Here is a 12460-nt window from a genome sequence, read left to right on the forward strand (position 1 = left end):
CAGTTGCACCATCATATTGCGGTATTTCCCGCCAGTCAATACCGCTATGATATAGCCCCGGGCGGATTCGAACCGCCGTCGCAGGATCCAGAGTCCCGCATGATTGACCGCTACACTACGGGGCTGTCAGTTTTTATGTAAGCTTTAACGACTTAAGCATTATAGAAAGGGATTTATACCCCCGGCTTAACCTATATAGCACTCCTCAAGGCGGTGCTCCAAACATGCGTGCGTATCTGGAGATTCTCAGACCGGCGAACTGCGCAATGGCGGCATTTGCAGTGTTTCTCGGGGCCACCATAGCCTCGGGTAGCTTCAGCATCTACTATGTTGCCCTAGCGTGCGTTGTGGCTTTTCTTGTGTGCGGCGCCGGCAATGTGATAAACGATTTCTACGACTACGAAATAGACAGGATAAACGCCCCCCACAGGGTGCTTCCCAGAGGAGCTCTAAAGAGGTGGGTGGCGAAGAATTATGCGCTGCTCCTCTTTACACTGGGCACAGCCCTTGCGCTGCTCATAAGCACAGCCGCCTTCCTTCTCGCTGCCTTTAACTCAGCGCTCCTCTACGCATATGCCTGGCGGATAAAACGCACAGGCGGGCTGAGCAAGAACCTCACTGTAAGCTACCTTGTAGCATCGCCCTTTCTCTACGGCGGCATTGCAACCTCGCAGCCATGGGCAACGCTAATATTCGTCGCCCTCGCCGCTTTAGCAAATACCTCCCGTGAGATTGTAAAGGACATCGCAGACCTGAGAGGCGACCTGGGCGAGTGCAGAACCCTGCCTGTGAGGATAGGCGTGGAGAAGAGTGCCTACATTGCAGCTGCCTTTCTCCTCGCCGCTGTGATTCTCAGCCCCCTCCCATACCTTATGAATATCCTTGGTATCCTCTACCTGCCCCTTGTGGGCATCGCCGATGCTGTCTTTCTCTACTCCCTCCTTGTGCTTCTAAAGAGTGGTGAAGCCGCAAAAAGCGCCAGGTACATAAAGGTGGCAATGTTCATTGCTCTGCTCTCCTTCCTCGCAGGCGCTGTGCGCTAGAGCTGTGCAAGTCTTCCCAGCTCAGTGCCGTCCAGGAGGTAAGCTCTGGCACGGGAGATGTCGACCAGCTCCTCCCTCAGCAGAGGGCCCTGCCCATGAATCACACCCCCGCGGTTGAAGGGCACCCCCTCAATAAGCTCATTGAAGGCGGGCATGACTGTTATGCGCGGACTTTTGCTCAGCCCCAGCCCTGGCAGCGCCTCATCTCTGAACTCCAGCTCCAGCCACACCTTTTCGCGCATTCTTGCGCCCAGCTCGTCCACGAACTCCACCGCCGGGTGGTTGTGCGCCAGCACTATCCGCGCGAAGTCCAACCGCGAGGTACGGCGATGCCCGTGCAGAAGGAGCACATCACCTATAACAAGGCTGTCCACCACCTGGGTTGAGGGAAGCAGCCTCTCTATACTCCCATCGTGGTTCCCCTTTATGACAATCACCTCTGCCTTAGATTCAAGAGCATGGACAAGCTGTGGAACCTCCGCATACTCCTGCCAGCTTGCCTTTGGTATGCTGTGCTTAAGGTCGCCGAGTATCACCACCCTTTTTGCGCAGGTTTTTTCCAGAAGCTCAAGCAACCGCCTCTCCATCCTGCCGCTCTGGGAGGGCACCGCAAAACCCTCCCTTCGCAGCTCACTCTCAAAGCCCATGTGGAGGTCTGCAACCACCAGGGCATCGCCCACAATGCAGGCTGCCTCGCCGAAGATTTTTTTCATGTTTTTCAGATTTGCGCCTAACTTCTCGCATTTTTATAGTAATATTTATATACGAGAAAACCATCAATAGTAGTAGAAAACTGGTTTTACTCCCTTTTTCTTGGAGGTTAATTAATGGAGGCCGTGGAAAGGGTAAAGGAATACATGAAGGGAACCACCACAGTTGGACTTACCACAAGCAATGGAGTTGTGCTTGTCAGCGACAAGCGCGCTACCATGGGTACATTGATAGCCCACAAGATGGTGCAGAAGAGTTTTATAATAGATAAGCACATCGCAGCCACTGTAGCGGGAGCGGTGGGTGACGCCCAGGCGCTTATAAGATGGATGCGCTCTGAGGCAAAGCTTTACAGGATGCGCAAGGGCGAAGAGATAGGCGTTCAGGCTATTTCAACGCTCATGGGCAATGTGCTGTTCTCATCGCGCTACTTCCCTCTGATAGTACAGCTCATAATAGGTGGGGTGGACAGGACAGGAGCAAGGCTCTACTCTCTCGACCCGCTGGGCAGTACCATTGAAGATAAGGTCATTGCCACAGGCTCAGGTTCGCCCTATGCCTACGGCGTGCTGGAGGACGTATACAAGGAGGACATGGAGATAGATGCAGCAACAAAGATTGCTGTTCGCGCGATACGTTCCGCTCTGGAGCGCGATGCGATGACAGGGAATGGGATTGATGTGATCAAGATAACAAAAGAAGGAGCTGTGAAGCTCTCTGAAGAAGAGGTAAACAAACTAATCGAAACTCTCTGAAGGGATTAAATCCCTTCCCCTTCTCTAAAATCTCACTTATCTCTCACTATTTTAAACATTTTCAACTGGAGAGAGGAAGCAGTTATGGGAGTCAGAGACACACTAGAGGAAATTAAGAGCAAAGTAAAGGAGAATGTTCCAGCCTCTGCGCTTATAACAAAGGTTGATTTTGAGGGCAGCGAACTTGTGCTGTACTCCAGAAATCCAGCGGTGCTTGCAGCAGACAACAATATCGTCAAGGAGCTTGCAAAGATAATACGAAAGCGCATAATTATACGTCCCGATCCGAGCGTGCTCAGCGATGAGGAGTATGCTATAAAGAAGATAAAGGAGATTGTACCAGAGGACGCAGGGATAACTGACATAAAGTTCGACCCTGTTTTCGGTGAGGTTCTCATAGAGGCTGTCAAGCCCGGGCTCGTGATAGGAAAAGCCGGGAAAACACTGAACGAAATCCGCTCTGTCATAGGCTGGCTGCCCCGCGTGAGGCGTGCCCCGCCCATTGATTCGAAGATTGTAAGGAGCATAAGACATCAGCTATTGGCAAGCAGCGATAAGCGGAAGGACATTCTGGTCAAGATAGGGCGCAGGATACACCGCTCCACCCGCGCGAGAGATACATACTGGGTGCGCATCTCCGCCCTGGGTGGATTCCGTGAGGTGGGCAGAACCTGCATGTATCTGCACACGCCCGAGAGCAGGGTTTTGATAGACTGCGGTGTAAATGTCGCTGCCGGAGATTCTGAGAAGGCTTACCCCTACCTGAACATACCTGAGTTTGACATACAGCAGCTGGATGCGGTGGTAATTACCCACGCTCACCTTGACCACTGCGGTTTTGTACCCTTCCTCTACTACATGGGCTACGAGGGCCCGGTGTACTGCACCCCGCCTACACGGGACCTTATGTTCCTGCTACAGTGGGACTACCTCGATGTGGTTGACCGCGAAGGGAGACAGGCGCCTTACCCGAGGAAGTTCATAAAGGAGATGCTCAAATATGTTATCCCTCTGGAGTATGGTGATGTTACCGACATTGCCCCGGATATCCGCCTCACACTGCACAACGCAGGACACATCCTGGGCTCTTCAATACCCCATTTCCACATAGGCGATGGACTCTACAATCTGGCCTATACAGGCGACATAAAGTTTGAACGCTCCCGTCTGCTTGAGCCAGCGAGCTTCCGCTTCCCCCGGCTCGAGACGCTTATAATCGAGAGCACCTACGGCGGCAAGCGGGACATCCTACCGAGCCGGAGACGAGCTGAGGAGGAGCTTATAAGAATAATAAGGCGCACCATAGAGCGCGGGGGTAAAGTTCTTGTGCCCGTATTCAGTGTGGGCAGAGCACAGGAGCTCATGCTCGCCCTTGAGGATTATGTGAACAATGGCGCCCTGGAAGAGATGCCGGTTTACCTTGACGGTATGATATGGGAGGCTACAGCGATACACACAACCTATCCCGAGTACCTCAACCGCATGCTTCGCACAGAGATATTCCACCGCGGGCACAATCCATTCCTCGCAGAGATATTCAAACGCGTCACTGGCACTGCAATGCGGAAGGAGGTTATTGACGGTGAGCCCAGCGTTATACTTGCCACCTCGGGTATGCTAACCGGCGGGCCGAGTATCGAGTATCTGCGCCATCTCGCCGACGACGAGAAGAACTCGCTTATATTCGTGGGCTATCAGGCGGAGGGCAGCCTTGGCAGGCGTATCCAGAAGGGATGGAAGGAGATTCCAATGAAAGAGAACGGCAAGACCAAGGTGGTTACCATAAATATGGGGGTTCACACGATAGAGGGCTTCTCAGGTCACAGCGACCGCAATCAGCTGATCAACTATGTGCGCAGACTCAACCCAAAACCAGAGCGCATTATTACGTGCCATGGCGAGGAGAGCAAGTGTATAGAGCTTGCCTCGTCGCTGTACAAGCGCACCTACAGCGAAACGCGGGCGGTGCAGAACCTGGAGGTCTTCAGGGTAAAGTAATGCTCAAAGCTGTTTATGAGGAGGCGCTGGTTGAGGAGTTTCTCAGGCTCTTTGAGAAAACTGTAGGCAGGCCTCGAGCGCTGCTGCCTTTTAACGGCGGGGCTGCACCCGTAAAGAAAAGCACTGCCCTCTGCTGGGTAAGGAGGCCTACACCTACCTATCACGCAGGTATGGAAACTTCGCATCAGAGGCGAGGACAAAGCAGCTCGAAGAAGAGATGGATGCCATTGAGAGGGGGGAGATGGATTATGAGGAGGCGCTGAGGGAGCTTTATGAGGAGGAGGAGGATCGGTGGATAGGGTTTTTATTTGCATATAACAATAATAATGTAAATCAGTTGGCTAATAATTATAATGGGATAAAGGTGTTAGAATGACTAAAGACATTCAAAGTATAATAAGGAAGGTCTTAGCCGACATTGAATTAGAAAAAGTAATACTATTCGGTTCAAGAGCCAGAGGAGATTTTATAGAAGAAAGCGATTATGACATACTGATAATTGTGAAAGACAGGCTAAATATCAAAGAAAAAATGGGGTTAACCAAGCAATTAAGGCAGGAATTTGCAAAAGAAGGAATCGATGCTGATATTATCATAAAGTCGAAAGATGAAATAGAATACTACAGAGATAAGATAGGAAGTGTGATAAAGAGCGCATTAGAGGAAGGAGTTGCTATATGATTGACGATTATGTTAAAAAATGGTTAATAAAAGCAGTGAAAGATCTTAAAGTTGCCGAGAACGAAATAAAGGTGTCACCTGATGATTTAGTCACTGAGGCTATATGTTTTCATGCACAACAAGCAGTTGAGAAATTTCTTAAGGCATATCTAATTAATAAAAATGTAGAATTTAAAAAGACCCATAACTTGGAATTTCTGTTGGATTTATGTGCCAAAATAGATAGAGATTTTGAAAATATAGATGTGGGTGATTTATCATTTTATGCTGTAGAGATAAGATATCCCGATGAGTTTTATGTACCAACTTTTGATGAGGCGAAAGAATGTCTGAAGATTACCAGAAATGTGAAAGAATTTGTATTAAATAAGTTAGGAGTTAAAGAGAATGAACTACATGACTAAACTTCCGAAAATTTTGCAATAAATCAAATAAGGGAAATAAATAAAAAAGCGGCTAAAAGGTATTCAGACCTTTTTGATTAATTTTCATTAAAAATATCCAAAATTCATGAACAATTGGCCACGAAGGATCTCTCCAAGATCAAATTACGCTTTTCCATTAGTGAAATGGATATATGCCATTGTTAACCAGATATGAGAAGGTGTTACATTGAGGATGTAGAGATATAAGAGCGAGGTTCATACATGGTCCAAAATCGGAAATGGACCATGTCAGCTGCTATCATAGTATGTCTAACTGCCAATAAAGGAGATAAAATAAAAGGTTTGTTGAATTATTGATTATCTCAAGCCACATTGAAAATCTGTGGTTTATTATCCCTTCCTGACGTATAGCACGCCCTTCGCATTTCGCTCGGCGTGGTCGCCGGTATACTTCTTAAACTTCCCAGTGAAGCTCTCGTCGTCGATTTCTGGATTCTCCACCTCGCCCGCAAAGTCAAAGCTAGGAAGCAGTCTCAGAACGCTTCCCAGTACCACAATTGTGCCTCCCACCATCTGCGCACCCACGCGGTCAGTAGCAGAGCCCACGACGAGCAAACCCTTCTTCATCCTCACGCCGGCAAAGCTCTCCACGCTGCCCTTTACGATGATTTTGCCTCCGTTTAGATTCTGCCCCACTTCCATGCCCGCGTTGCCCTCAACGACTATTGTACCACCCCGCATACCGCGCCACTCACCGCGATAGGCGCAGCCCAGGCAATCGCCCGCATTGCCCTTAACCTGAAGTTCGCCGCCCTTCATCATCATGCCAGAGAAAGCGCCAACATCACCCTCTACTATAATTCTGCCTCCGCGCATCCAGGCGGCGACGTACATCTCTGCGCTGCCCTTAATCACAATCTCACCGGCAGTCATCTCCTTTCCAATCCAGCGCGTTTTTGGCACATCACCGGCGATGACTATACGCTGCTCTTCAGCGGCATCAGCACACTCACCGGCAACATCAAAAAAGTCGCCCAGTTTGCCCTGCTTGTTGCCGTAGTAAACAGGCAGAGCCTTAATCTCGTCGATGCTCTTTCCTGCAAAGACGTCGCAGCTTATGCACTCCGCGATTAATCCATAGCTTGGCTGCTCCTTTGGGGTAAGCACAACCTCATTCATCTGCATCACCTTATGTTAGTGGCGTTTATCTGCAATGGCGTTGGGTTGGTGAGGTAAACCTTCTGCACCGGATAGTTGGCCAGGTTAACACTGTAGAAGCGCTTGAAGTAGTAGTCGATGTCGCGCATGAGCTCCCGCTCCAGGCTCTCATCTATCTTCGCATCTACGTAGAGCGTCCTGCCCTGCACCACCTTCACCACTTCGCCGTCTTTCACAACAATCTCGCCGCCCTTTATGGTGTAGCTAGTCCGGGCAAACTTCTCCTCGATGAGCCTGTAGTCTCTGCTCGGGTTTACCTTCTCAGGGTTGAGGTCATACACAGCAACATCCGCATCTGCACCCACGCCGAGATGTCCTTTTGTCTCCTGCAGGCCCAGGCTCTTTGCCTGTCCAGCACGGGTTACTGTTGCAATCTCATACAGGTCGTACTCCCTGTCTATGGTCGCGAGGGTGGTGTTCTTCTCCACCGCTTTGTGAGCCTCCTTCATCGTCTCCTCCCTGTACCTGCTGCTCATCAGCCAGGCGATAATCGTCGGGTACTTGAAGAAGGGCGCTCCATTGGGGTGGTCAGTGGTCAGAAGCACCTTGAAGGGGTCGTTGACATGCAGTGCCAGCTCAAGACCAACAGCCCACTGCACCGCCGCAACCGGGCTGCGCTTGGAGTACACGAAGGGCGTAACCCCAGGTGATGTTTCAAGCTCTATATTCTTGTTTGCCCACTTCAGACCGGTTAGCGAGGAGAGGTAGTACTCCATCGGACCATCGGCGGTCATGGTGGTGGTATCGCCAAAGACCACCTGACCTATGTCTATGATAACATTCTCATTGCTGTTCACAGCCTTTGCTATGCTCTCAGCCTCAGACGCAAAGGTGCGCCAGGAATCGCCGCCGTAGGAGTGGAACTGCACATGGGTGAGCTGTAGCACCTGCCTTTCCCGCGATGCCTTTGTGCCGTTGGGCACCTGCATGGTTTCGAGCGTAGTTGCAAAATTGCCCACCCTGCCGAGATTGTTAGCGTGCAGATGCACACTGTGCGGCAGGGAAAGCATCTCATTAACCTCTGCGAGGCCGGAGATAATCTCCCGGGATGTTATATCAAAGTGGGGCACAGGCTCGTCCAGGCTACGAATATCTCTACCCCAGCCCCAGGCTTCACCTCCGCCTGGGTTCACAACCTTTATCGCATAGCCCTTCGCTGCCCTGAGCAGCCATGCAACAAAGGCGGCGGCAAGCTCAACATCGCCCCTCTTCAGATAGCGCATCACAAACCAGTTGTTGCCCATCAGCGTGAATGCGCCCTTGTCCAGCATGGGGACATCGTGAAGCTCCTCGTGGGTGTGTCTCGCCATAAGCGGAGGCATCGCCGCAGTGAAGGCGGTGGTATAGCCAAGCTTTGCGTAGAGATAGCCTGTAAGGAAGGTGGAAGGCGTTGAATAGCCGTTGCAGGCTCGGGTGAGCTTTGTCTTGGGCATTACATTCTTGATGTGGTCCTCGGGACGCAGGAGCCTGCCCACATTAACCTTACCTCCCGCCAGGTGGCTGTGTATTTCCACCCCACCCGGCATTACCACCTTACCAGAGCAGTCAACAACCTTTGCGTCGCCGACCTCCTCCACTATCTTGCCGTTCTCTATGCATATGTCCATCCTCTCGCCGTTAATGCCATTGAGAGGGTCGTAAACATAACCATTCTTCAGGATCAGCCCACTCATCTCGCCACCTCCGCCCTGGCCTCGAGCACCTCATCTCTAACCCTTGCAAGGATGCGGCGCAGTATCTCGACGTCGCTGAGCACACCTTCGGGAGGCTCCTTCACCTTTCTGAGCCTCAGGGGCACGGCATCCATGCGGTAGGCTGTGCCCTCCACCTCTATGCCGGCGATGGCACTCGGAATAACCACATCTGCAAGCTGTGTCGTGGGCGTGGGGTGGATATCTATGGCTATTGATGGTATTCTGGTAAGGTGTTCAATGCTTTTCCTCGGGAAGTGGGACACCGGGTCGCTGGCGATGATAAGTGCAGCATCACACTCACCGCGCTGGAGCAGATCGTTGGTTGTGGTTTCACCCGGATTGTACCAGGCAAAGCCTCGACCCATGTCCACCGCAAAGGGAAAACCTGCCTGCCAGCTAAGTACCTCGTTGAATCCAGCGACATTGTAGTGTCCGCGCATCGGCATTAGCACAAACTTGGTGTGAGCATTGAGGTCGCGCACCAGAGAAATCGCATTGTCTATGTTGCGGTGCCTGCCGTAGCTCTGCGTAAGCCCCATACCAAAGAATACCACACCGAATTGCGCATTCTTCATCTTCTCCGCCAGCGCAACTATCTCCTCCCTGGGCACGCCGGCGACACTCTCCTCACGAAGCTCCCCGCCGTTGACAACCTTGCGCAGCGCGGATACAAGCTCATAGTCCTCGTTGTAGTTCACCTTTACGAACTTGTTGGCTATCTTTGCGGTATCGGTTTTACGTACATCTATAACCACAAGTTCACGGTCCTGCTGTCCGCGCTCACGGAAGTAGCCCCGGGGAAAGATGGAGTAACGCGAGAGATGGCGCGGATGACCGTGCATCGGATTAGCGCCCCAGTAGATTATGAGGTCGGCACGGTTTTTAACTTCGCCCAAGGTGCAGCTTATATATCCGGCGTCATGTATTGCGATAATGCTCGGACCGTGGCATACTGTGCCGGTGTTGTCTATAACCCCACCCAGCTCTTCAGCAAGCTCAATGCCCACCGACTGAGCCTCGCAGCTGGTGCTGCTCCATCCGTATAGCAGGGGTTTTGTCGCACCCTTGAGAATTTCTGCAGCTCTCTCTATAGCCACCTCTATGTCAACCTCCATCAGCCTGCCATTCTTTCTCACCATCGGTTTGAGGAGGCGATGCTCATAATCGTTGCTCGCCAGGAACTTGGCGGTGCCTATTCTGCATGCGTGCTTAACATCCACGATCTTATCATCTTCCACCACAACCTCTATGTCGTCACACAAGGTGCCGCAGAAGCTGCATATCACGTCTGTATAGCCTGGCATAAGCCTCACTCCTCTTTTTTTGTGTAAATCATAGCCACCAGCTCCTCTGCACTCAGCACACGCTCGCCCTTGGCGAGGGTTATCTCAGCCTTTATGCCCTTGAAGGGGGGCATACCCGTGGAGGCGGTACCACCGCCCACAATCACATTCGCCCAGGGGCCCATGGGCATAAAGGCGACGCCAGGGTGGGGCGGCGAACTCGACTTCCTTGCCATCACCACAACTTCACCCGCTTCTGTAGTAACTTTCACCTCATCCCCCTCGTATGCACCTAGCTTGCTCATATCCTCGGGGTCAAGCTCAACAACAGCACACGCCCTGGTAAAACCTTCGCTTATCTTTCCCTTTTCCATGGCCTCGCCCTGCGCCACTGTCCTGCCGGTTATAAGTGTGAACTCCATACCTACTCCTCCTTCACCCTGCTTACAAGCTCCTCAATTGCCTTGTCCAGCTTGCCTGTCTCTATCAGAAACCTTATCTTAACCACATCCATGGAATCAAGGGTTGCTGTGAGGCTCTGCCGCACCTGCCTTGCCCTGGCCGGATCCACTTTTATAACAGCGGCAGCCTCTTCCTCCTTCTCCTCTTCTGTCTTTGCAGACGGCCTTGTGGAGTAGGTGTACCACACCCTCAGCCCATCGCTCTGCTTCTCATACTCAAATACCCTGTTCTCATTCTTGAGGGCGAAAACCATGCTCGCGGCCTTTGCAGGCTGAATGCCCAGCCTCCCAGCAATTTCAGCTATGCTGAGGGGACCCTCCTGCTCAATGAGCTTTAAAACCTCTGCCTTATCGCCCATCGCCGGCAGGGCATCTATCTTGACCCTCTCCTCTCTGCTCTCCTGTGGAACCTCAGCTTTAAGGGTAATCGCCCCATAACCGCAGGCGTTTATACAGGTTCCACAGCCAGTGCAGAACTCAGGGTCATAAATCTGCACCTCGCCATGTTTAACCCCAAAATTTCGCTCCTCGCTGTCTCCACGCCCACCTGCCACGCTGTCGCTCAGGGCATTAACAGGGCACACCACTATGCAGTTTCCACAGCCCTGGCAGACATCCGGGTCTATCTCAAGCTTGAAGCTCATGCTATCACAGCTCACGGAATATCTTCTCCCACTTCTTTGTCCAGGAGCGCTCCTCACCCCTGGAGTAGTTTACACGGGTACGTTCCACATCAATCGCGTCTACTGGGCATACATGCTCGCATGCCCCGCAGTAGATGCACACCTGCTCGCGAACCTCCACCTTGGCCGGCTTCTCCCAGGGCTCAGCGCGAGGCATGTACATCGCACGGGTGGGGCATATATCAACACAGGAAGCGCAGCCGGTGCATGTGTCGTGGTCTATCTTTACCTCGCCCTCAAACACCTTCTCCACGGCTATCGCCTGAGTGGGGCACGCCTCACTGCAGGAGGAGCAGAAAACACACTTTGCCTCGTCCCTCTCAATGGTGTTTATCTTCTTCCCGCCTCTCTCGACGATACCGGCGAAGGTTATCGCCTCTCTGGGACAGGCGCGCTTGCACTCGTCGCAGGCTATGCCATTAGCCTCATCCTTCATCTTACAATCATCCTGGTTGAACACAAAAGCGCTGAGAAAATTGGGAAACTCAGGGTTGCCCTTCACAGGGCTGTCGTCCACAAGAACGTCTATGGCGTTGAACATGCATACGGCGCTGCACACGCCGCATAGCACACAGCGCTCTGCATCTATCTCAATGGGCGGTGCATCCATTAACCTGCGGGTTATTGCTCCTGTTGCACCAAGCTTAATCGCCCTGACAGGACACGCCTCGTAGCACAGCCCGCAACCAATGCACGCCTCGGCAGTGTACCTAAGCTCCCTAGTCTCCCGCGCAGACTCGCGTCTGAAGAAGACCTCCCTTCCTTTCACTTTGAGAAAATAGCCCAGCTCATCATCCTGCATGGTATCACCGCAAGCAATAGCTTAAGCCTACATTAACATTTGTCATGATTTTTCATGTGGGATAAATATAAAGTTATCGGTTTGCGGATTGCCTGAAAAATAAAAAGAGCCTCAGGAGCTGTCAGGCGAGATCAGCTCAGCATCTCCGCGATTTATAAGAATCTTTGCATTGGGCTCGGGTAGAGTTGCCACATCTTCGGCCTTGAAGTCACCGTATATTTTACCATCCACACCCACAAGCGAGGGCAGGTCCTTGAGAACCCTAACGGTAATAAAAGGGACATCCACGCGCTTTTCTTCTTTTTCTTCTCGATTTTCTTCTTTTTTTTCTTCCCTGATAGCTTTTCCCTTCACAAATCCGCTGAGGACGCGTTCCCTGCTGGCCTTGATAACGCGTATAATTTCCCTGAGGAGAGCTTCCTCTTCCTCTGTTAGATTGTCAAACTCCACCTCCTCACCCGACTTAACATAATAAAGAGCACTGGACACTATCTTGCGTTCGCGGGTTTCATAGAGGTCGTTTATTATGTTCCTGAGGTTTTCAAGCTCTGCGAGCATAAGGGATAGCTGCGTCAGGTCAGAGTCCTTTGCAGCCTTATAATCCTCCAGCATTCCTTCAAAGAGCTTTTGGGCTTCGTGGTAGAAGTCCCTGCCGAGCTCCTGAAGATAGGGGGACATCTTCTCCTTTCGCAGGGCCTCCCTCAGGGTCTTTATGTCCATGAATGTAATTTTGCATGGTTAAATA

Annotated in this window: 14 protein-coding genes and 1 tRNA gene; 6 read left to right on the forward strand and 9 right to left on the reverse strand. The window is 51.6% G+C overall.

Going from position 1 to position 12460, the window contains the following annotated elements; all coding sequences use genetic code 11:
• Positions 1-52: 52 nt before the first annotated feature.
• Positions 53-125: transfer RNA gene (locus tag ACXJJW_RS09905), tRNA-Gln, on the reverse strand.
• 99 nt (positions 126-224) lie between these two features.
• On the opposite strand from ACXJJW_RS09905, the gene ACXJJW_RS09910 reads away from it, so the two are divergent.
• A complete protein-coding gene (locus ACXJJW_RS09910) occupies positions 225-1043 on the forward strand; it encodes a UbiA family prenyltransferase (protein WP_456475585.1) in 819 nt (272 codons plus the stop codon).
• Here the strand turns inward: ACXJJW_RS09910 and ACXJJW_RS09915 are convergent.
• Positions 1040-1756: a metallophosphoesterase gene (locus ACXJJW_RS09915; RefSeq protein ID WP_456475586.1), complete on the reverse strand. Its 717-nt coding sequence runs from the start codon at positions 1754-1756 to the stop codon at positions 1040-1042. The two genes, ACXJJW_RS09910 and ACXJJW_RS09915, sit on opposite strands and share 4 nt — an antisense overlap.
• Before the next feature lie 114 nt (positions 1757-1870).
• Between ACXJJW_RS09915 and psmB the strand changes: the two genes are divergently transcribed.
• The 5 genes from psmB (at position 1871) to ACXJJW_RS09940 (ending at position 5592) form a co-directional block, all read left to right on the forward strand.
• Entirely contained in the window at positions 1871-2509 is a 639-nt protein-coding gene (gene psmB / locus ACXJJW_RS09920; protein ID WP_456475587.1) for an archaeal proteasome endopeptidase complex subunit beta, read from the forward strand.
• A gap of 84 nt (positions 2510-2593) precedes the next feature.
• On the forward strand, positions 2594-4507 hold the full coding sequence (locus ACXJJW_RS09925; protein WP_456475588.1) for a beta-CASP ribonuclease aCPSF1: 1914 nt from the start codon (positions 2594-2596) through the stop codon (positions 4505-4507).
• A 217-nt stretch (positions 4508-4724) separates the two neighbouring features.
• Positions 4725-4883 carry a hypothetical protein gene (locus ACXJJW_RS09930; protein ID WP_456475589.1) on the forward strand — a complete coding sequence of 53 codons (159 nt, stop codon included), beginning with the start codon at positions 4725-4727 and terminating at the stop codon, positions 4881-4883.
• A complete protein-coding gene (locus ACXJJW_RS09935) occupies positions 4880-5188 on the forward strand; it encodes a nucleotidyltransferase domain-containing protein (RefSeq protein ID WP_456475590.1) in 309 nt (102 codons plus the stop codon). Before ACXJJW_RS09930 ends, ACXJJW_RS09935 begins: the two co-directional genes overlap by 4 nt.
• A complete protein-coding gene (locus ACXJJW_RS09940; protein ID WP_456475591.1) occupies positions 5185-5592 on the forward strand; it encodes a HEPN domain-containing protein in 408 nt (135 codons plus the stop codon). The genes ACXJJW_RS09935 and ACXJJW_RS09940 overlap by 4 nt, the downstream gene beginning before the upstream one ends.
• 372 nt (positions 5593-5964) lie before the next feature.
• Here ACXJJW_RS09940 and ACXJJW_RS09945 read toward each other — a convergent pair whose 3' ends face one another.
• The 7 genes from ACXJJW_RS09945 to ACXJJW_RS09975 all read right to left on the reverse strand — a co-directional run bounded on the left by ACXJJW_RS09945 (position 5965) and on the right by ACXJJW_RS09975 (position 12435).
• On the reverse strand, positions 5965-6753 hold the full coding sequence (locus ACXJJW_RS09945; RefSeq protein ID WP_456475617.1) for a formylmethanofuran dehydrogenase subunit C: 789 nt from the start codon (positions 6751-6753) through the stop codon (positions 5965-5967).
• Between the two features lie 5 nt (positions 6754-6758).
• Positions 6759-8465 carry a formylmethanofuran dehydrogenase subunit A gene (locus tag ACXJJW_RS09950; protein ID WP_456475592.1) on the reverse strand — a complete coding sequence of 569 codons (1707 nt, stop codon included), beginning with the start codon at positions 8463-8465 and terminating at the stop codon, positions 6759-6761.
• Complete coding sequence (locus ACXJJW_RS09955; protein ID WP_456475593.1) at positions 8462-9790, reverse strand: formylmethanofuran dehydrogenase subunit B; 1329 nt, start codon at positions 9788-9790, stop codon at positions 8462-8464. Before ACXJJW_RS09955 ends, ACXJJW_RS09950 begins: the two co-directional genes overlap by 4 nt.
• Before the next feature lie 5 nt (positions 9791-9795).
• Complete coding sequence (locus ACXJJW_RS09960) at positions 9796-10191, reverse strand: molybdopterin dinucleotide binding domain-containing protein (protein ID WP_456475594.1); 396 nt, start codon at positions 10189-10191, stop codon at positions 9796-9798.
• 2 nt (positions 10192-10193) lie between these two features.
• Positions 10194-10874: a ferredoxin family protein gene (locus ACXJJW_RS09965; RefSeq protein ID WP_456475595.1), complete on the reverse strand. Its 681-nt coding sequence runs from the start codon at positions 10872-10874 to the stop codon at positions 10194-10196.
• A 4-nt stretch (positions 10875-10878) separates the two neighbouring features.
• Positions 10879-11715, reverse strand: coding sequence for a 4Fe-4S binding protein (locus tag ACXJJW_RS09970; protein ID WP_456475596.1), 837 nt, complete (start codon positions 11713-11715; stop codon positions 10879-10881).
• 111 nt (positions 11716-11826) lie between these two features.
• Entirely contained in the window at positions 11827-12435 is a 609-nt protein-coding gene (locus ACXJJW_RS09975; RefSeq protein WP_456475597.1) for a DNA replication complex subunit Gins51, read from the reverse strand.
• Positions 12436-12460: the final 25 nt, after the last annotated feature.

Source organism: Candidatus Pyrohabitans sp. (genome assembly GCF_054014795.1).

What these genes read in the sequence shown, in the direction of transcription:
- ACXJJW_RS09910 (WP_456475585.1), top strand. Translation starts at nt 225, where the DNA reads ATGCGTGCGTATCTGGAGATTCTCAGACCGGCGAACTGCGCAATGGCG.
- ACXJJW_RS09915 (WP_456475586.1), bottom strand. Translation starts at nt 1,756, where the DNA reads ATGAAAAAAATCTTCGGCGAGGCAGCCTGCATTGTGGGCGATGCCCTG.
- psmB (WP_456475587.1), top strand. Translation starts at nt 1,871, where the DNA reads ATGGAGGCCGTGGAAAGGGTAAAGGAATACATGAAGGGAACCACCACA.
- ACXJJW_RS09925 (WP_456475588.1), top strand. Translation starts at nt 2,594, where the DNA reads ATGGGAGTCAGAGACACACTAGAGGAAATTAAGAGCAAAGTAAAGGAG.
- ACXJJW_RS09930 (WP_456475589.1), top strand. Translation starts at nt 4,725, where the DNA reads ATGGATGCCATTGAGAGGGGGGAGATGGATTATGAGGAGGCGCTGAGG.
- ACXJJW_RS09935 (WP_456475590.1), top strand. Translation starts at nt 4,880, where the DNA reads ATGACTAAAGACATTCAAAGTATAATAAGGAAGGTCTTAGCCGACATT.
- ACXJJW_RS09940 (WP_456475591.1), top strand. Translation starts at nt 5,185, where the DNA reads ATGATTGACGATTATGTTAAAAAATGGTTAATAAAAGCAGTGAAAGAT.
- ACXJJW_RS09945 (WP_456475617.1), bottom strand. Translation starts at nt 6,753, where the DNA reads ATGAATGAGGTTGTGCTTACCCCAAAGGAGCAGCCAAGCTATGGATTA.
- ACXJJW_RS09950 (WP_456475592.1), bottom strand. Translation starts at nt 8,465, where the DNA reads ATGAGTGGGCTGATCCTGAAGAATGGTTATGTTTACGACCCTCTCAAT.
- ACXJJW_RS09955 (WP_456475593.1), bottom strand. Translation starts at nt 9,790, where the DNA reads ATGCCAGGCTATACAGACGTGATATGCAGCTTCTGCGGCACCTTGTGT.
- ACXJJW_RS09960 (WP_456475594.1), bottom strand. Translation starts at nt 10,191, where the DNA reads ATGGAGTTCACACTTATAACCGGCAGGACAGTGGCGCAGGGCGAGGCC.
- ACXJJW_RS09965 (WP_456475595.1), bottom strand. Translation starts at nt 10,874, where the DNA reads ATGAGCTTCAAGCTTGAGATAGACCCGGATGTCTGCCAGGGCTGTGGA.
- ACXJJW_RS09970 (WP_456475596.1), bottom strand. Translation starts at nt 11,715, where the DNA reads ATGCAGGATGATGAGCTGGGCTATTTTCTCAAAGTGAAAGGAAGGGAG.
- ACXJJW_RS09975 (WP_456475597.1), bottom strand. Translation starts at nt 12,435, where the DNA reads ATGGACATAAAGACCCTGAGGGAGGCCCTGCGAAAGGAGAAGATGTCC.